This window comes from Bacillus sp. RB3, from assembly GCF_030164735.1.
In the GTDB taxonomy this organism is placed as follows: domain Bacteria; phylum Bacillota; class Bacilli; order Bacillales; family Bacillaceae_G; genus Bacillus_A; species Bacillus_A cereus.
On record NZ_JASNGE010000011.1, the window covers coordinates 1 to 17,709 of the forward strand.

Genomic DNA, 17,709 nt, shown 5'->3' on the forward strand with positions numbered 1-17,709 from the left:
ATGCCAATTATGGATAACAATCAAATGCCGAATATGATGCCAATTATGGATAACAATCAAATGCCGAATATGATGCCAATTATGGATAACAATCAAATGCCGAATATAATGCCGATTATGGATAATAACCAAATGCCGAATATGATGCCAATCATGGATAACAATCAAATGCCGAATATAATGCCAATTATGGATAACAATCAAATGCCGAATATGATGCCGATTATGGATAACAATCAACCACCAAATATGATGCCCTATCAAACGCCGTATCAACAGCCCATGATGCCGCCGAATCCGTATTATCAACAACCAAATCCATATCAAATGCCATATCAGCAAGGAGCGCCGTTTGGACCGCAACATACGTCTATGCCAAACCAGAATATGATGCCAATGGATAATAACATGCCGCCGCTTGTGCAGGGTGAGGAAGATTGTGGATGCGGAGGAGAAAGTAGACTATATAGTCCACAACCAGGCGGTCCGCAATATGCGAATCCTTTATATTATCAACCAACTCAGTCTGCATATGCACCACAGCCAGGAACGATGTATTATCAACCAGATCCACCAAATGTATTTGGAGAGCCCGTTTCAGAAGAAGAGGACGAAGAAGAAGTTTAAAAAGGCGGGAGTATTCCCGCCTTTTTTGCATTCCTGTTAATTAAGAAAAGGCAGTTTTTTTATGAAGTGCTAGAAAATTCCCAGTGAAATATTAACAGTGTAAAAACCTTCTCTGTTACTCATCATAAGAGGGAGCTTTTCAGTAGAGAAGCTCATTCTAACAGAGGGGGTTTTTGTATTGAATACGAAAGTAAAAGTGATTGCTGCTTCTTTGTTAGTTACTAGTGCATTAGCTGCATGTGGTACACCAAAAAACAATGCAATGGATGGACGTAACTACAATTACGAGCGTACATCTTATAATGATACACATCAGTATCGTGATAATGTGACGCGTAATGATCGTTATACAGATTATGTAACATATAGAAATGGTCGTAACGATACAGGATACAATTATTACCGTGATGTAAATTACAATGGACAAATTGCTAATCCGCATCCAACTCGTAATATTACAATGAACAATTCATACATTAACAATGATGGTAAAACAGCTGAAAGAATAACAAATCGTGTGAAACGTATGAATAACGTAGACCGTGTATCTACAGTTGTATATGGAAACGATGTAGCGATTGCGGTAAAACCACGTAACACAGTGACAAATGAAACGGCGATGGCGAACGAAATTCGTCAAGCTGTTGCAAATGAAGTTGGAAACAGAAACGTATATGTTTCTGTAAGAAATGATATGTTTACTCGTGTCGATGCAATGAGTACGCGTCTACGTAACGGTACAGTTACAAACGATTTTAATCGTGACATAGTGAATATGTTCCGAGACATTCGTTACGGTTTAACTGGTACAGTGCGATAGCAAAACAAAAGAGGAAGGGGGAGCCCTTCCTCTTTATTCATCGTTGTCTTGTAAACGACGTTTTTTAATAAAATAACTAACGGAATAAGAAACTAAAAAGCAGATGAAAAGAATACTACCTGTTAAAATAGCTTCAAATAGAGGTCTTTCTGGACTGAAAATGATATAAATAATAGCCATAACGATTCCTACAATAAGGGAGCGGAAGACAAGTTTATAATAAGGAGTTAACTTTATTTCCTTTTCGCCTTCTTCTACATCGATTGAAACACTTAACTGTAAATAACTAAGGATCATACTCGTAAGAATAAATACTAGCCATAATGGAGATTTCGTAATTTGATCTATTCCTTCAGTGAATCCGATATAGCCTAAAACACCGATTATACCAAGTGATTGAAAAAGAAAGACAATACGTATGTTTTTTAACGTTTGCAGAATGAGACGTTCATCCTTTATTTTTTTTACACTACCCATCTCCTGTTTATTATGATTTCGCTGTTACATTAATTGTAACATATACATTACATTTATCAATTTATAATTTACATATAATTTGTTTAGATGAAAGAGGAAATAAAATATTTTTATAAACATGTTGCACTTATACTTTATTAATGTTATATTAGCAAAGCGATGAGCTAATTTACGTAAGACGAGAGATATGCTTAAGTGCTAAACACGCGAATGTGGTCGCCTGGTCTCTCGCCGTAAACGCATCAAGACGCCTGCTTTGCAGGCGTCTTTCATTTTATATAAAAGTAAATGATACATGCAGATGAGGTGAATCCTTATCTGCATTTTTTATATTTTCGAAAGAAATGTAATATGGATAAAACCCCCATTTCCGGAAAAACTACTAATGAAAGTTTGATTTTGCCTAAAAGAGGTGAACGGAAATGAAATGGATACTGATTGCGATGCAAGCTTTCGTTATGATGTTTTGTTTCGTTTATGAAACGAATGTGAAGGCGGAAGGGCCAGTACCAGAGGTAACGAAAAAAGAACCTGAGGTTACAATTTTATTAGAGCGTATGTATGTTGATGGCGAAGTAAGCGAAGAAATACTTACAGAAAAAGTGACGGATTTAGAAAAGTTTTTACAGCAGTATAAAGAATGGCAGCTCGTTGATCGTGATGATGTACAAATTGTATTGCAAAAGAAAGTTGATGATATTTCTCCGTTATTGAAAACGAGCGGGTATTTTGGTGTTTCAGAGGAAGGGATATTACAAATTTTCAAAGGTGTGCCAAAAAATGATAATGCGATCCATTCTTTCTTTCAAATTGATATGAAAAAGCTTGAGAGCTATGAACGTGCGAAATTGAAACGTGGCATTCGTATTAAATCAAAAGAAGGTTTTGTGAAGACGATTGAAAAAATGAAGCAATACGCAGTTCAAAGTAAGAAAAAAAGCAGCTCATGGTGAGCTGCTTTTTTTCTTATTTATTTTTAGCTAAAATTTCTTTCGCGATTTCATCAATTAGCATATCTTTTCCGATTGGATTGAATGCTTTCGTATTGAAGACTTCATTTGATACTTCATATACGTGATTGTTTTTAACTGCTTTATTGTCTTTCCAAACGGCACTGTTTTTGTAGTCTTCGTAAACTTTATCAGCTTCGCCGCCGAAGTTTACAATAAACATTTGATCAGGCTGGAATGCAACAAGACCTTCTAGCGATACTTGCGCCATCGTTTGTTTTAAATCTGTGCCTTTTGTTGCTGGAAGTTTTAAGTCGTTAAAGATGATGTCACCGTATCCGAAGCTACCGTATACGCGGAAGTTTTGTGGTGTAACTGCGACGAACATAAAGTTCTCATCTTTTGTTTTCTCTTTAATTTTTTTAGATAGAGAGTCTGCTTTTTTATCGTAGTCTGCAATCCATTTGTCTGCTTTCTTTTCTTCGTCAAATAGTTTACCTACTTCTTTAAACTTACCGCGCCAGTCTTCTAAGTTTGTTTCTAGAACAACTGTAGGTGCAACCTTTTCTAGTTGATCATAAATTTTTAATTGACGGTTGTTTAAAATAATTAAGTCTGGTTTTAAAGCAGTAACAGCTTCTAAATCAACTTTAGGTGCCCAGTACCAACCTACTGCTTTTACTCCATCTAACTTGTCTGTTAAGTGATTTTGGATTTTATCTTTATATGTATTTGCTGTACCAACAGGTTTATGTCCAAGAAGTAATAGTTCTTCTGTTGATCCAGATAAGTCAACAATTCTCTTTGGATTTACTGGAATTGTAGCTTCACCTTTAGCATGTTTTACAACTTTTGTTTTCGGTTGTTCTTTTGCTTTCGATTCTTCTTTTTGAGAAGAACAGCCAACGATAGAAAGAACAACAAGCATAATAGTAAATAAAATAAATAGCTTACGTTTCATCCTGATGTAACCCCTTTAATTAGTATTGATAATCATTATCGACTTCTGTATATTAAGGTGCTTTAACCTTTCTGTCAATGGAAAATAACAGAAGTTTCAAGTGGAGAACATTTGTTGGGGCAATCTCGCTTTTCTATCATTAAATATGTTAAAATGGAATACATGATTTAAGAGGGAGAGATCGTATTTTGTTTGAATATGTTACAGGTTACGTGGAGTATGTAGGGCCGGAATATGTCGTAATTGATCATAATGGAATTGGTTATCAAATTTTCACACCAAATCCGTATGTATTTCAAAGAAGTAAGCAAGAAATCCGTGTCTATACATATCATTATGTGAGAGAAGATATTATGGCACTTTACGGTTTTAAAACACGTGAAGAGCGTTTATTATTTACAAAGTTGTTAGGCGTGTCTGGCATTGGGCCAAAAGGCGCTCTTGCAATTTTAGCTTCTGGTCAAACAGGACAGGTCGTTCAAGCGATTGAGCATGAAGATGAGAAGTTTTTAGTGAAATTCCCAGGCGTCGGAAAGAAAACAGCACGCCAAATGATTTTAGATTTAAAAGGAAAACTAGCAGATGTCGTACCAGATGCATTTGTTGATTTATTCTCAGACGCAGAACGTTTTGATGAGAAGAAAGGTTCATCAGCTGAGCTTGATGAGGCACTGGAGGCTCTGCGCGCACTTGGATACGCAGAACGCGAAGTTTCTCGTGTTGTACCAGAGTTATTAAAAGAAGCATTAACGACGGATCAGTATATTAAAAAGGCACTTAGTCTTTTACTAAATGGTAAGAGGTGAGTATAATGGACGAACGTCTCCTTTCAGGGGAATCTGCATATGAAGATGCGGATTTAGAATATTCATTACGGCCACAGACGCTCCGTCAGTATATTGGCCAAGATAAAGCGAAACATAATTTAGAAGTATTTATTGAAGCGGCGAAAATGCGTGAAGAAACGTTAGATCACGTGCTTTTATATGGACCGCCAGGTCTTGGTAAAACGACGCTTGCGAATATTATTGCCAATGAGATGGGCGTTAATGTTAGAACAACTTCAGGTCCCGCAATTGAAAGACCAGGAGATTTAGCTGCTGTATTAACAGCGCTTCAGCCAGGGGATGTATTATTTATTGATGAAATTCATCGTTTGCATAGATCAATTGAAGAAGTATTGTATCCTGCGATGGAAGACTTTTGCCTTGATATTGTAATTGGAAAAGGGCCTTCAGCACGTTCTGTACGCCTAGATTTACCGCCATTTACATTAGTTGGAGCAACGACACGTGCTGGAGCATTATCGGCACCGCTTCGTGACCGCTTCGGTGTACTTTCAAGGTTAGAGTACTACACAGTAGATCAGCTTTCTGCGATTGTTGAACGTACAGCAGAAGTATTTGAAGTTGAAATCGATTCATTAGCTGCATTAGAAATTGCAAGACGTGCTCGTGGTACACCTCGTATTGCGAATCGTCTTTTAAGACGTGTACGTGATTTCGCGCAAGTTCGTGGTAATGGAACGGTTACGATGGAAATTACACAAATGGCATTAGAGCTACTGCAAGTAGATAAATTAGGTCTAGATCATATTGATCATAAATTACTGCTTGGTATTATTGAGAAATTCCGTGGCGGTCCAGTTGGATTAGAAACGGTTTCAGCAACAATTGGAGAAGAATCTCATACGATTGAAGATGTGTATGAGCCGTATTTATTACAAATTGGCTTTTTACAACGAACACCAAGGGGCCGAATTGTAACGCCGCTTGCGTATGAACATTTCGGAATGGAGATACCAAACGTATGACGGAGATGCCAAAGCTGCTTATTACAGCCGGGATCTTACTCATCGTTGTTGGATTAGCTTGGAAGTTCATTGGAAGGCTTCCAGGCGATATTTTTGTGAAAAAAGGAAACGTTACCTTTTATTTTCCTATCATTACATGTATTGTGTTAAGTATTGTATTATCTTTTATTATGTATATAATAAATCGATTTAAATAAGAAATAGGTGGATATAGCTATGGATATAAATCTGTTTGATTTTCATTTACCAGAAGAACTTATTGCACAAGTCCCGTTAGAAGAGCGTGAAACATCAAGATTAATGGTGTTAGACCGTGAAACAGGTGATATTGAGCATAAACATTTTACGGACATTCTTTCTTACTTACATGAGGGGGATTGCTTAGTTTTAAATGAAACGAAAGTTATGCCTGCTCGTTTGCACGGTGTGAAAGAAGATACAGGCGCGCACATTGAAGTACTTCTTTTAAAACAAGAAGAAGGTGATAAGTGGGAAACGCTTGTAAAGCCAGCGAAACGTGTAAAAGAAGGAACTGTTATCTCTTTTGGCGAAGGGAAATTAAAAGCAACTTGCACAGGAACTGCAGATCAAGGTGGACGTCAGCTTGAATTTTCATATGATGGCATCTTCTATGAAATTTTAGATGAACTTGGGGAAATGCCACTTCCTCCATATATTAAAGAGACGCTAGAAGATCGCGATCGCTATCAAACAGTATATGCGAAAGAAATTGGTTCAGCAGCAGCGCCGACTGCGGGACTTCACTTTACAGAAGAGTTACTTGAGAAGTTAAAGCAAAAAGGCGTTCAGTTAGCATTCATTACACTTCACGTAGGACTTGGAACATTTAGACCAGTTTCTGCAGACACGATTGAAGAACACCATATGCACGCAGAATATTATCATATGTCTGAAGAGACAGCGGCATTATTAAATCGTGTGAAAGAGAATGGTGGACGTATTATTACTGTAGGTACGACATCAACTCGTACGTTAGAAACAATTGCAACAGATCATGAAGGTAAGCTTTGCGCCGCTTCTGGATGGACAGATATTTTCATGTATCCGGGATATGAATTTAAAGCAATTGATGGTTTAATTACAAACTTCCATTTACCGAAATCAACATTAATTATGCTTGTAAGTGCATTTGCAAATAGAGATAATGTACTTCATGCTTATAATGAAGCAGTAAAAGAAAAATATCGTTTCTTTAGCTTCGGTGATGCAATGTTCGTTGCATCTCACGCTAAAATGAGAAACAAATAAAAGGAGTAAGTTATGACAGCAATTCGTTATGAATTTATTAAGACATGTAAACAAACGGGTGCCCGTTTAGGTCGTGTGCATACGCCGCACGGTTCATTTGATACACCAACATTTATGCCAGTTGGTACACTTGCAACAGTTAAGACAATGTCACCAGAAGAATTAAAAGCAATGGATTCTGGCATTATTTTAAGTAATACGTATCATTTATGGCTACGTCCAGGTCATGAAATTATTCGTGAAGCAGGCGGTTTGCATAAATTTATGAACTGGGATCGTGCAATCTTAACAGACTCTGGTGGTTTCCAAGTATTCAGTTTAAGTGACTTCCGTCGTATTGAAGAGGAAGGCGTTCACTTCCGCAATCACTTAAATGGAGATAAATTATTCTTATCACCAGAAAAAGCGATGGAAATCCAAAATGCATTAGGTTCAGATATTATGATGGCATTTGATGAGTGTCCACCATTCCCAGCTACTTTTGAATATATGAAGAAATCTGTAGAGCGTACGAGCCGCTGGGCAGAACGTTGCTTAAAAGCGCATGAACGTCCGCAAGATCAAGGTTTATTCGGTATTGTACAGGGGGGAGAGTACGAAGAGCTTCGTCGTCAAAGTGCGAAAGATCTTGTTTCAATGGACTTCCCTGGTTACGCTGTAGGTGGTTTATCTGTAGGCGAACCGAAAGATATTATGAACCGTGTACTTGAGTTTACAACACCACTTCTTCCAGATAATAAGCCTCGTTACTTAATGGGTGTAGGTTCTCCTGACTCGTTAATCGATGGCGCAATTCGTGGTATTGATATGTTTGACTGCGTACTTCCAACTCGTATCGCTCGAAATGGTACATGTATGACAAGTGAAGGTCGCCTCGTTGTAAAAAATGCGAAATTCGCAAGAGACTTCGGTCCGCTTGATCCAAACTGTGATTGCTACACATGTAAAAACTACTCTCGTGCGTACATTCGTCACTTAATGAAATGTGATGAAACGTTCGGAATTCGTTTAACGTCTTATCACAACCTTCATTTTCTGTTAAACTTAATGGAGCAGGTGAGACAAGCTATTCGTGAAGACCGTCTTGGCGATTTCCGCGAAGAGTTCTTTGAACAGTATGGCTTTAATAAACCGAATGCTAAAAACTTCTAATACATAATTTAAAAGGAGGAACAAAAGATGAATGCAGGTATGATGAATATCGTTATGATCGTTGCGATGTTTGCGATTTTCTATTTCTTATTAATTCGCCCGCAACAAAAACGTCAAAAAGCAGTTGCTCAAATGCAAAGTGAGTTAGCAAAAGGTGATGCTATCGTAACAATCGGTGGTTTACACGGTACAATCGAATCAGTAGATGAGACGAAAATTGTTATTAAATCTGGTGGTTCACACTTAACGTTCGATCGCAATGCGATTCGTGAAGTTGTGAAAAACTAATTTGGAAGGCCCTGCATGAAATATGCAGGGCCTTTTTTAGTTACTTTGCTTTGACATATTTACACCGAAAATACCACCGAGTGTACTCGCCCCCATTAATGCTAATTGATAAAGTAATTGTGAGTTCGATAAAGTTTGAGAAAAGCCTAAATAGTTAACTAGAAAAACGAGTATAGTGAACGTGAGACCTGTTGTGAAACCTACTAGCCAACCTTTTCCTTGAGCCTTTTTGCCGGCAGTAAATCCAGACATAAGCATAGATAAAAGAGCGAGTATAAAAATAGTAACGGTTAATGTCCCTTCGTTTATATTCGTAAACTTTAATAAAAGAGCCATAATCATACTAGTAATAGATGCGAGAATTAGTAGTGTAACAATACCGAAGCCAATTGCAGTTGATAATTTTTTCGTTCCATCCATTTATGCATTCCCCCTTTTTAATACAAGCATATTTTCCTTTTGTCTAAGTTAGACTAGTTTCTTTTTTATAGGGGAGTCTATACGTAAAAAAGGAGATGTAGAAATGGAATGGATATCAATAATTGGACGGACAATGCTTTTATATATCATCATCTTAATTATTTTTCGTCTTATGGGTAAACGTGAGATAGGAGAGCTAAGTGTATTAGATTTAGTCGTATTTATTATGCTTGGAGAAATGGCTGTAGTGGCAATTGAAAATACCGATAAATCACTTTGGCATCAATTAGTTCCGATGACTTTTCTTATGTGCATCCAAATTATTTTGTCAGTCATTTCCCTAAAGTATCAACGCTTTCGGCATTTAATAGAAGGTGAGCCGGCTATTCTTGTAAACGCGGGAAAGATTGATGAAAAGAAGATGAGAAAGCAACGTTATAATATAGATGATTTAATGATGCAATTAAGGGAACAAGGAGTTGGAGATATTCGGGATGTAGAATATGCTATTTTGGAACCGTCTGGGAAGTTATCTGTCTTTCAAAAACAAAAAAATAAACAAGATACATTGCAGTTTACGCTTCCTCTTATTATTGATGGAGAAATTCAATCTAGTCATTTACAAATGATTGAACATACAGATGCATGGCTTATTGAGAAATTAAAAAACTTAGGTTATAACGATGTAACACAAATTTTATACTGTAGTTTTCAAAACGGGAAATTTTTTGTTGATGTAAAAGAAAATTAGAGACTTATTCTTTGAAAGAGTAAGAATGATTAGTGTAACTAATAATCAGTGGAGATTACCCCACTGATTAAAGTTTCACCTTATTTCAAAAATGAAAGTTTACGAATGATAGGGAGACGACTTAACTCTTCTTTTCGAATGAGTTTGAAAGTGAAGAGAAGTACGATATAAACAATTGTTGTTAAAGTGATTTCCCATAATGTTTGTATGCCAAGGGCATGAGAGAAAATAATATATTTATGAAGATAAAAACCGAAGGCACCTGCGATACCGATGGCAAGTCCGCCGAAAATATAGTCTTTTGCGTAAATGGTAAATGTAATCTTTTTTAAAACAGTAGCGTAGTGAAGAAATGTTACTGTTACAATATTTGCTGCAATAGCGAGAGCAACCCCCATCATTTGAAATTCTGGCCTTGATGCTAGTACAAAAATAACGATTAATTTCACGATGGCTCCAATAAATGTATTCATCATTGCAGCTCTTGCTAAGTTTAAAGCTTGCAAAACAGAGGTAAGTGGACTTTGGAAATAATGAAATAAAAAGCAAGGCGCAAGAAGTTGAATGAATGCTGTTGCGCTGTCTGATCCATACATAAGAGTTAAAACAGGAGAAGCGAATACGTATAATATAACGACAGACCATCCGCCGGTAATTAATGAAATTCGAAGTGCTTGTTGTAAACGGTGCTCCACTAATTTATGTTGTCTTTTTGCCATTGCTTCACTAATAGAAGGGACGAGCGCTGTAGAGAGAGCGTATGTAATAAAGGCGGGTAGTGATAGAAGCGGGAATGCATAACCGTTTAATATACCGTATTGCTGGGTTGCAACAGAAGCAGCGACACCAGCGATTGCTAAGCTTTGCATAACGACAATAGGTTCAAAAAAATATGAAACGGAGCCGATTAAACGACTTCCTGTAGTTGGAAGGGCAATATCCATCAGAGAATAAAATGTCTCTTTGCTTTCCTTTACAGTAGTGAAAAATCCAGAGCGTATTGATAAATGTTTTTCTCGCTGAAATAACGTGAGTAAAAATAATAACGATGCAACTTCACCGAGAACAGCTGATAACATAGCGCCGGCTGCAGCGTATTCTATGCCGTAAGGTAAAAATAATTGAATGCATATAGCGATAATGGTAATGCGGACGACTTGTTCTAGAACTTGCGCATAAGCGCTAGGTTTCATGTTTTGTTTCCCTTGAAAATAACCACGCAAAACAGAAGAAACAGCAATAACAGGAACAACGGGCAAAATGGCCATTAATGGATAGTACGTTCTTTCGTCGGTTAATAATGTTTTTGCTAAAATAGGTGTGAGGAACATAATTCCGATTGTTAAAATGATACTAATAACGGATGTAACAGCTAGTGATACGGTTAATATTTTTTTAACTCTTTGTTTATCGTTCACAGCTTCCGCTTCTGCTACAAATTTTGCGATTGCGACAGGAAGACCAATTTGTGTCAATGTAATTGCTAAAATGAATGTAGGAACGGCCATCATATAAAGACCAACGCCTTCTTCTCCCAAAATACGTGCCATTACTATGCGGTTGATAAAGCCGAGTATTTTTGTAATAAAGCCGGCTATCATTAAAATAAATGCGCCTTTTAAAAAGCTTTGTCTCGTCATGTTCTTCTCCTACCTTCTCAAAATCAATGGAATGATTTACAATAATTTATATGCACGTACGAGACAAGAATGACAAGCATTTAAGAGAGTGAAATATGATAGTGCTCTTGAAAGTAGTTATTGCTGTCCATTAGAGCGGGAATAAAAGCGACTTTTCGTGCGAAATAAGAAGGAGATGTTATAGATGTTAGATAGAGAGGCTTTGGTAGAATCATACCGCGGACAGTTACAAGTCGTTTTAGAAAGTAAAGTAGAAGAGTTTCAAATGTTCGGCTACGACAGAGTGACAGATGATGACATTTGGAAGTTTCTTAAAGTGAAAAAGTGGAAGAAGATAGACAGCGATGTTAGATTGTATGAATTAGTTAATGACGTATTAACAGTAAGTGCTAATGAATATATGACATATTTAACTGTTGAAGCATATCAAGCGCCACTTTGGTCATTTGATGAATATGAAAATAAATAACCGACTGCAATTGGTTTGTTCTTCCTTTTGCAGTATAATGATAGGTATTGATAATCAGGAAATAATTATGTCTAAGATCATATATAAAGGAGGTAGTGAAGAGAGAAAACAAATAATGAAAGTGCAGGTATCGTGAAAACGTACCGGCACAGCTAGTGATGAGCTAGCAAAATTATAGAAAGGAAGTCTACTAACTAGACGTATGCACACGTGTAAAAGTGAATCGTAAGAGATTTATTTAAAGTGTTAGTAGCGGAAAGAGGGTACATATGGCAAAGCGTGGTACGAGAATTGCCGCCTTTTTCCTCATCGTTTTATTAATCGGTGGAGTAATTGGTGCGGCAGGAAAAGACATAGCAAAAGGAATTAGTCTAGGACTAGACCTTCGCGGTGGTTTTGAAATTCTGTATGAAGTAAAACCAGCCAAAAAAGGTGACAAAATCGATCGAGACGTACTTGTAAGTACAGTAGGTGCTCTTGAGAATCGTGTCAATGTTCTCGGTGTAAGTGAGCCGAACATTCAAATCGAAGGGCAAGATCGAATTCGTGTACAGCTTGCTGGTGTACAAGATCAGCAAAAAGCACGTGAAATGTTATCAACACAAGCGAAATTAACATTCCGTGATGTAGATGATAATCTTCTTATGGACGGAACGGATTTAAAAGGCGGCGGAGCGAAGCAAACATTTGATGAGCAAGGCCGTGCGAGCGTAGGTCTTACACTAAAGAGCGCTGAAAAATTCCGTGAAGTAACTGAAAAAATTTCAAAAATGCCACCACCAACGAATTTAATGGTAATTTGGCTTGATTTTGAAGAAGGAAAAGATTCGTACAAAGCAGAATCTGCAAAACCGAATCCGAAATTCTTATCAGCAGCAACAGTAAACCAAGTATTTAACCAAGCTGAAGTATCTATCGTAGGTGGAAACTTCACAGTTGAAAGTGCGAAACAACTTTCATCTTTATTAAATGCAGGTGCACTTCCTGTTGATTTAAAAGAAATGTATTCAACATCTGTTGGAGCGAAATTTGGTCAACAAGCGTTAGAGCAAACGATTTTCGCTAGTGCGATTGGTATCGCTCTTATTTTCTTATTTATGCTTGTATTCTACCGTTTACCAGGACTTGTAGCGGTTATTATGTTAGGTTTATACATTTTCGTTACATTACTTGTCTTTAACTGGATGCATGCAGTTCTTACGTTGCCAGGTATTGCGGCGTTAGTGCTCGGAGTAGGTATCGCAGTTGATGCGAATATTATTACGTACGAGAGACTGAAAGAAGAGTTGAAAATTGGTAAGTCCATGATGTCGGCATTCCGCGCTGGTAACCATCGTTCATTAGCAACAATTCTAGATGCAAACGTTACAACTCTTGCAGCAGCTGGTGTGTTATTCGTTTATGGTAATAGCTCTGTAAAAGGATTCGCAACAAGTTTAATCGTAAGTATTTTAGTTGGTTTTATTACGAACGTATTCGGTACTCGTTTCTTACTAGGTTTACTTGTAAAGAGCCGTTACTTTGATAAAAAACCAGGATATTTTGGTGTGAAACAAAAGGATATTATTCCATTAACAAAAGGGGTAGTACATCCGCCAACGAGATTTGATCGTATTAATTTCGTAAATATCGGTCATAAATTCCTTATCTTCTCGATTGTAGTTGTAATTGCGGGTGCAATTATCTTACCAATTTTCAAATTGAATCTTGGTATTGACTTTGCGAGTGGTACACGTATCGACTTGCAATCAAAACAAGCCGTTACTGTGTCTGATGTTCATAAAGATTTTAAAGAATTGAACATTGATGTGAAGGAAGAAAATATTGTACCGACTGGAGATGACAATAAAGGTTTCGCAGTTCGTACATTAGGTGTTTTATCAAAAGATGAAATTGCGAAAACAAAAACATTCTTCCACGATAAATATGGTACAGATCCAAACGTAAGTACAGTTTCACCGACAATTGGTAAAGAAATTGCACGAAATGCATTTATCGCAGTATTAATTGCTTCTGCGGTTATCATTTTATACGTAAGTATTCGTTTCCGATTTACGTATGCGTTATCTGCAGTGCTTGCATTATTACATGACGCATTCGTTATGATTGTTATGTTTAGTATTTTCCAACTAGAGGTAGACTTAACGTTTATCGCTGCAGTACTAACAATCATCGGTTATTCTATTAATGACTCGATTGTTACATTTGATAGAAACCGTGAATTATACAAACAGAAAAAACGAGTGCGCGATATAAAAGATCTAGAAGAAATCGTAAATGCAAGTATTCGCCAAACGCTTGGTCGCTCGATTAACACCGTATTAACAGTGTTATTCCCAGTAATTGCACTGCTTATCTTCGGTAGTGAGTCACTACGTAACTTCTCGTTTGCGTTACTTGTTGGATTAATTGTAGGTACGTACTCTTCTGTTTTCGTTGCCTCTCAAATTTGGTTAATGCTTGAAAACCGTCGTTTGAAAAAGGGAAAAAACAAGAAGAAGGTTGAGAAAGTAGAATCTGAACCGCAAGTATAGAAAAGATGATGTCTCTTTATGAGGCATCTCTTTTTTCGTTTGTGGATACAATAAGATAGCAACTTTTTAACAGAAAGAAGATGGAAGAAAGTGGTGGTGTTATCGCTGTTTTTGTTAAAATAAAAAGATAGGTTAAGAAAAGAAGGGATTTTAATTATGGAAAAAGATGAACGTTTTAAACAGGCCGAGTTTGGTGCTATTGTCGGGATCGTTGGTAATATTATATTAGCGATTGTAAAGGCGGTAATTGGTTATATTGGGAACAGTAAAGCGTTATTAGCGGATGCCGTGCATTCTGCATCAGATGTAATAGGTTCGCTAGCTGTACTTTTTGGACTGCGAGCGGCAAAGCAGCCACCTGATGAGGATCATCCGTATGGTCATGGTAAAGCGGAATCGATTTCAGCGATTATTGTTGCGGTATTATTATTTATTGTGGGACTTGAAATCGCGATTTCGTCTATAAAAGCTTTTTCGCAAGAACTAGAACCGCCGAAAGGAATTACGATATTTGCTGTTGTTCTTTCAATCGTCGTGAAAGAAGGAATGTTTCAATATAAATTCCGATTAGGGAAAAGAGTAAACAGTGATGCAATTATTGCAAATGCATATGAGCACCGTTCGGATGTATTTTCTTCAATTGCAGCTTTAATCGGTATTTGTGCAGCTATAATCGGTGGTAAGTTTGGTATAGACTGGCTCGTATATGCTGATCCGATTGCAGGATTAGTTGTTTCACTTCTTGTTGTAAAAATGGCATGGAGCATTGGAGCGGAAGCAATTCATGCAACGCTTGACCATGTTCTTCATGAGGAGGATGTTATTCCGCTTAGAGAGGCCGTTCTTCAAGTAGATGGTGTGAAAAAAATTGGTTCTTTATATGCACGGGAGCATGGTCATTATGTTATTGTCGATATTAAAGTGTCTGTAGATCCATACATTACCGTAGAAGAAGGACACCGTATTGGAAAACATGTGAAAGAAATACTTATGAAACAAGATAATGTACAAAATGTATTCGTACATATAAATCCGTATTCTCCAAATTAAACATCATTAACATTTTAGTATATAGATATTGCATCGTAGTTTGCATTATATTGTCACCCCTTAATCTGTCTTGTATAATGAACAGGTTAAGGGGTGATTTCGTGTTACAACCGAAGACGCGTTGGAAAGAAAAAGAATATAATGACGAGCGAGTGAGTGAATTAGCAAGTAAATTACAGTTATCGCCACTTGTCGTTTCATTATTCCTCGGTAGAGGACTAGATACAGAAGATAAGATTTTAGATTTTTTAAATACAGAAAATCAAGAATTTCATGATCCATTTTTATTAGAAGGAATGGATAGAACGGTAGAACGTGTAAATAAGGCGATTCAAAATGGAGAGCAAATATTAATATTTGGTGATTACGATGCGGACGGAGTAAGTAGTACGACGGTTTTATATCTTGCTCTTCAAGAATTAGGTGCAGAAGTAGAATTTTACATTCCAAATCGTTTTACAGAAGGGTATGGACCGAACGAAGAAGCATTTCGTTGGGCGCATAGTGCAGGTTTCTCACTGATTATTACTGTCGACACTGGCATCGCAGCAGTACATGAAGCGAATGTAGCGAAAGAGCTTGGAATAGATCTAATTATTACAGATCACCATGAGCCACCGCCAGAATTGCCAGAAGCGCTTGCGATTATACATCCGAAATTAGAAGGTGGCGTATATCCGTTTCACTATTTAGCTGGTGTAGGTGTTGCGTTTAAAGTTGCGCATGCACTATTAGGCCGTGTACCAGAACATTTATTAGAGATTGCAGTAATCGGTACAGTAGCCGATTTAGTATCACTTCATGGTGAAAATAGGTTGCTAGTGAAACGCGGTTTAAAACATATGCGTATGACGAGAAATATTGGTTTGAAGGCATTGTTTAAAGTTGCTAACGTTTCGCAAAGTGAAATTACAGAAGAGAGTATTGGCTTCTCAATTGCACCTCGTATTAATGCGGTTGGGCGTTTAGAAGATGCTGCGCCGGCTGTACACCTTTTATTATCAGATGATCCAGAGGAAGCGAAAGAGTTGGCCGAAGAAATTGATGAGCTGAACAAACTGCGAAAAGATATTGTAAAGCAAATTACAGAAGAAGCTATCGCTGAAGTTGAAAATAACTTCCCGCCAGAAGAAAACAAAGTATTAGTACTTGCAAAAGAAGGCTGGAACCCAGGGGTAATTGGAATTGTTGCTTCTAAATTAGTTGAACGTTTTTATCGTCCGACGATTGTATTAAGCATCGATCCTATAAAAGAAACAGCAAAAGGCTCAGCACGTAGTATTGCAGGATTTGATTTGTTTGCAAACTTATCAGATTGTAGAGAGTTATTGCCACACTTCGGAGGGCATCCGATGGCAGCGGGAATGACGCTACATATGAATGATGTAGATGAATTACGTCGCCGATTAAATGAACAAGCAGATGCGATTTTAACAGAAGAAGATTTTATTCCAATTACAGCAGTTGATGTTTTTTGCAAAGTAGAGGATGTAACGCTAGCGGCAATTGAAGATATGCAAAAACTAGCCCCGTTTGGTATTGGAAATCCGAAACCACGTATTGCAGTAAAAGATGCAGAGTTAGAAAGCATTCGCGCAATCGGATCAGATGGTTCTCATTTAAAAATGGCTCTTCGTGATGGACAAGCAACACTGGATACAATTGGATTTGGTTTTGGTGCATATGCGAAAGAAATCTCTCCAGTTGCAAAAGTATCTGTAATAGGAGAAGCATCCATCAATGAATGGAATAATTTTAAGAAGCCACAACTAATGGTACAAGATATTGCTGTAGAGGCGTGGCAATTATTTGATTGGCGTAGTATGCGTAATGCAGAAGCAAATTTAGCAGAACTTCCGAAAGAAAAAATAACAATGGTGTATTTTTCTGAAGAGGTATTGAATAAATTTTCTTTAGAGAGCTATAAAGAAAAGCTCATGCATGCTTCAGAAGTAACGCATTTAGATGATCAATATATCGTGTTACTTGATTTACCAAAAGGAACCGATGAATTACGTGAGTTATTTAAGGCAGGATTCCCAGCGCGAATTTATACGCTATTTTATCAAGAGAATAACCACTTATTTAGTACAGTTCCTACGAGAGAACACTTTAAATGGTATTATTCTTTCTTAAACCAAAAAACACCATTTTCTTTAAGACAATATGGAGAACAACTATGTCGTCATAAAGGTTGGTCAAAAGATACAGTAAATTTTATGACACAGGTGTTTTTTGAGTTAGAATTTGTTACAATAAAAGATGGCGTCATTTTTATGGCAGACAAAAAACAAAAGCGTGATTTAATTGAATCGAACACATATCGTGAGAAAATGAACCACTTACAATTAGAAAAAGAATTGGTTTATAGCACATATCAGCAACTATATACATGGTTTGAAACGATTCGTAATCATAAAGAAGTAGAACAGTTAGGGTAAAGGATTTGTATTTACAAACCTTTTAGATCTGAGGAGGATTCAGAAAT

The 17,709-nt window shown here is 37.1% G+C and carries 17 protein-coding genes and 1 pseudogene; 14 read left to right on the plus strand and 4 right to left on the minus strand.

Annotation, left to right across the window (positions count from 1 at the left end):
• Together exsA and QO049_RS15515 are read left to right on the plus strand one after the other, a co-directional pair.
• A pseudogene (gene exsA, locus QO049_RS15510) lies at window positions 1–627 on the plus strand (spore coat assembly protein ExsA); the annotation flags it as partial.
• 178 nt (window positions 628–805) lie between these two features.
• Complete coding sequence (locus tag QO049_RS15515; protein ID WP_001093542.1) at window positions 806–1,447, plus strand: YhcN/YlaJ family sporulation lipoprotein; 642 nt, start codon at window positions 806–808, stop codon at window positions 1,445–1,447.
• Window positions 1,448–1,480: 33 nt separating this feature from the next.
• Here the strand turns inward: QO049_RS15515 and QO049_RS15520 are convergent, their stop codons facing one another.
• Window positions 1,481–1,924, minus strand: coding sequence for a branched-chain amino acid ABC transporter substrate-binding protein (locus tag QO049_RS15520; RefSeq protein WP_284489323.1), 444 nt, complete (start codon window positions 1,922–1,924; stop codon window positions 1,481–1,483).
• A gap of 422 nt (window positions 1,925–2,346) precedes the next feature.
• Between QO049_RS15520 and QO049_RS15525 the strand changes: the two genes are divergently transcribed.
• Window positions 2,347–2,877: a BofC C-terminal domain-containing protein gene (locus QO049_RS15525; RefSeq protein ID WP_000871174.1), complete on the plus strand. Its 531-nt coding sequence runs from the start codon at window positions 2,347–2,349 to the stop codon at window positions 2,875–2,877.
• 13 nt (window positions 2,878–2,890) lie between these two features.
• Here the strand turns inward: QO049_RS15525 and QO049_RS15530 are convergent, their stop codons facing one another.
• Window positions 2,891–3,835, minus strand: a complete 945-nt coding sequence (locus QO049_RS15530) for an iron-hydroxamate ABC transporter substrate-binding protein (protein ID WP_000823606.1) — start codon at window positions 3,833–3,835, stop codon at window positions 2,891–2,893.
• Between the two features lie 188 nt (window positions 3,836–4,023).
• Between QO049_RS15530 and ruvA the strand changes: the two genes are divergently transcribed.
• Genes ruvA through yajC form a run of 6 tightly spaced genes read left to right on the plus strand, consistent with a single transcriptional unit; the run spans window position 4,024 to window position 8,357 of the window.
• Window positions 4,024–4,641: a Holliday junction DNA helicase RuvA gene (gene ruvA / locus QO049_RS15535; protein WP_000464505.1), complete on the plus strand. Its 618-nt coding sequence runs from the start codon at window positions 4,024–4,026 to the stop codon at window positions 4,639–4,641.
• 5 nt (window positions 4,642–4,646) lie between these two features.
• Window positions 4,647–5,648 carry a Holliday junction branch migration DNA helicase RuvB gene (gene ruvB, locus QO049_RS15540; RefSeq protein WP_078186500.1) on the plus strand — a complete coding sequence of 334 codons (1,002 nt, stop codon included), beginning with the start codon at window positions 4,647–4,649 and terminating at the stop codon, window positions 5,646–5,648.
• Window positions 5,645–5,845 (plus strand): DUF2905 domain-containing protein, encoded by a 201-nt coding sequence (locus QO049_RS15545; RefSeq protein WP_000138162.1) that lies wholly within the window; start codon window positions 5,645–5,647, stop codon window positions 5,843–5,845. Before ruvB ends, QO049_RS15545 begins: the two co-directional genes overlap by 4 nt.
• Before the next feature lie 19 nt (window positions 5,846–5,864).
• Window positions 5,865–6,917, plus strand: a complete 1,053-nt coding sequence (queA, locus tag QO049_RS15550) for a tRNA preQ1(34) S-adenosylmethionine ribosyltransferase-isomerase QueA (protein ID WP_000354034.1) — start codon at window positions 5,865–5,867, stop codon at window positions 6,915–6,917.
• Window positions 6,918–6,929: 12 nt separating this feature from the next.
• Window positions 6,930–8,069 (plus strand): tRNA guanosine(34) transglycosylase Tgt, encoded by a 1,140-nt coding sequence (gene tgt, locus QO049_RS15555; protein ID WP_000125365.1) that lies wholly within the window; start codon window positions 6,930–6,932, stop codon window positions 8,067–8,069.
• A 27-nt stretch (window positions 8,070–8,096) separates the two neighbouring features.
• Window positions 8,097–8,357: a preprotein translocase subunit YajC gene (gene yajC, locus QO049_RS15560; RefSeq protein ID WP_000991115.1), complete on the plus strand. Its 261-nt coding sequence runs from the start codon at window positions 8,097–8,099 to the stop codon at window positions 8,355–8,357.
• Window positions 8,358–8,393: 36 nt separating this feature from the next.
• Here yajC and QO049_RS15565 read toward each other — a convergent pair whose 3' ends face one another.
• Window positions 8,394–8,777 carry a TIGR04086 family membrane protein gene (locus QO049_RS15565; protein ID WP_000349148.1) on the minus strand — a complete coding sequence of 128 codons (384 nt, stop codon included), beginning with the start codon at window positions 8,775–8,777 and terminating at the stop codon, window positions 8,394–8,396.
• A 103-nt stretch (window positions 8,778–8,880) separates the two neighbouring features.
• Here QO049_RS15565 and QO049_RS15570 point away from each other — a divergent pair, with 103 nt between their 5' ends.
• Window positions 8,881–9,528, plus strand: a complete 648-nt coding sequence (locus QO049_RS15570) for a DUF421 domain-containing protein (RefSeq protein ID WP_000454818.1) — start codon at window positions 8,881–8,883, stop codon at window positions 9,526–9,528.
• A gap of 80 nt (window positions 9,529–9,608) precedes the next feature.
• Here QO049_RS15570 and spoVB read toward each other — a convergent pair whose 3' ends face one another.
• Entirely contained in the window at window positions 9,609–11,168 is a 1,560-nt protein-coding gene (gene spoVB, locus QO049_RS15575) for a stage V sporulation protein B (protein WP_284489324.1), read from the minus strand.
• Between the two features lie 184 nt (window positions 11,169–11,352).
• Here spoVB and QO049_RS15580 point away from each other — a divergent pair, with 184 nt between their 5' ends.
• From QO049_RS15580 to recJ, 4 genes are all read left to right on the plus strand, one after another.
• Window positions 11,353–11,637 carry a post-transcriptional regulator gene (locus tag QO049_RS15580; RefSeq protein ID WP_000886978.1) on the plus strand — a complete coding sequence of 95 codons (285 nt, stop codon included), beginning with the start codon at window positions 11,353–11,355 and terminating at the stop codon, window positions 11,635–11,637.
• A 269-nt stretch (window positions 11,638–11,906) separates the two neighbouring features.
• Window positions 11,907–14,171 (plus strand): protein translocase subunit SecDF, encoded by a 2,265-nt coding sequence (gene secDF, locus QO049_RS15585; RefSeq protein ID WP_001119066.1) that lies wholly within the window; start codon window positions 11,907–11,909, stop codon window positions 14,169–14,171.
• A gap of 156 nt (window positions 14,172–14,327) precedes the next feature.
• The gene (locus QO049_RS15590; RefSeq protein WP_000409741.1) at window positions 14,328–15,221 is read left to right on the plus strand and encodes a cation diffusion facilitator family transporter; all 894 of its coding nucleotides are present in this window, start codon (window positions 14,328–14,330) and stop codon (window positions 15,219–15,221) included.
• A gap of 101 nt (window positions 15,222–15,322) precedes the next feature.
• Window positions 15,323–17,662: a single-stranded-DNA-specific exonuclease RecJ gene (recJ, locus tag QO049_RS15595; protein ID WP_097862003.1), complete on the plus strand. Its 2,340-nt coding sequence runs from the start codon at window positions 15,323–15,325 to the stop codon at window positions 17,660–17,662.
• The last annotated feature ends 47 nt before the right edge of the window (window positions 17,663–17,709 follow it).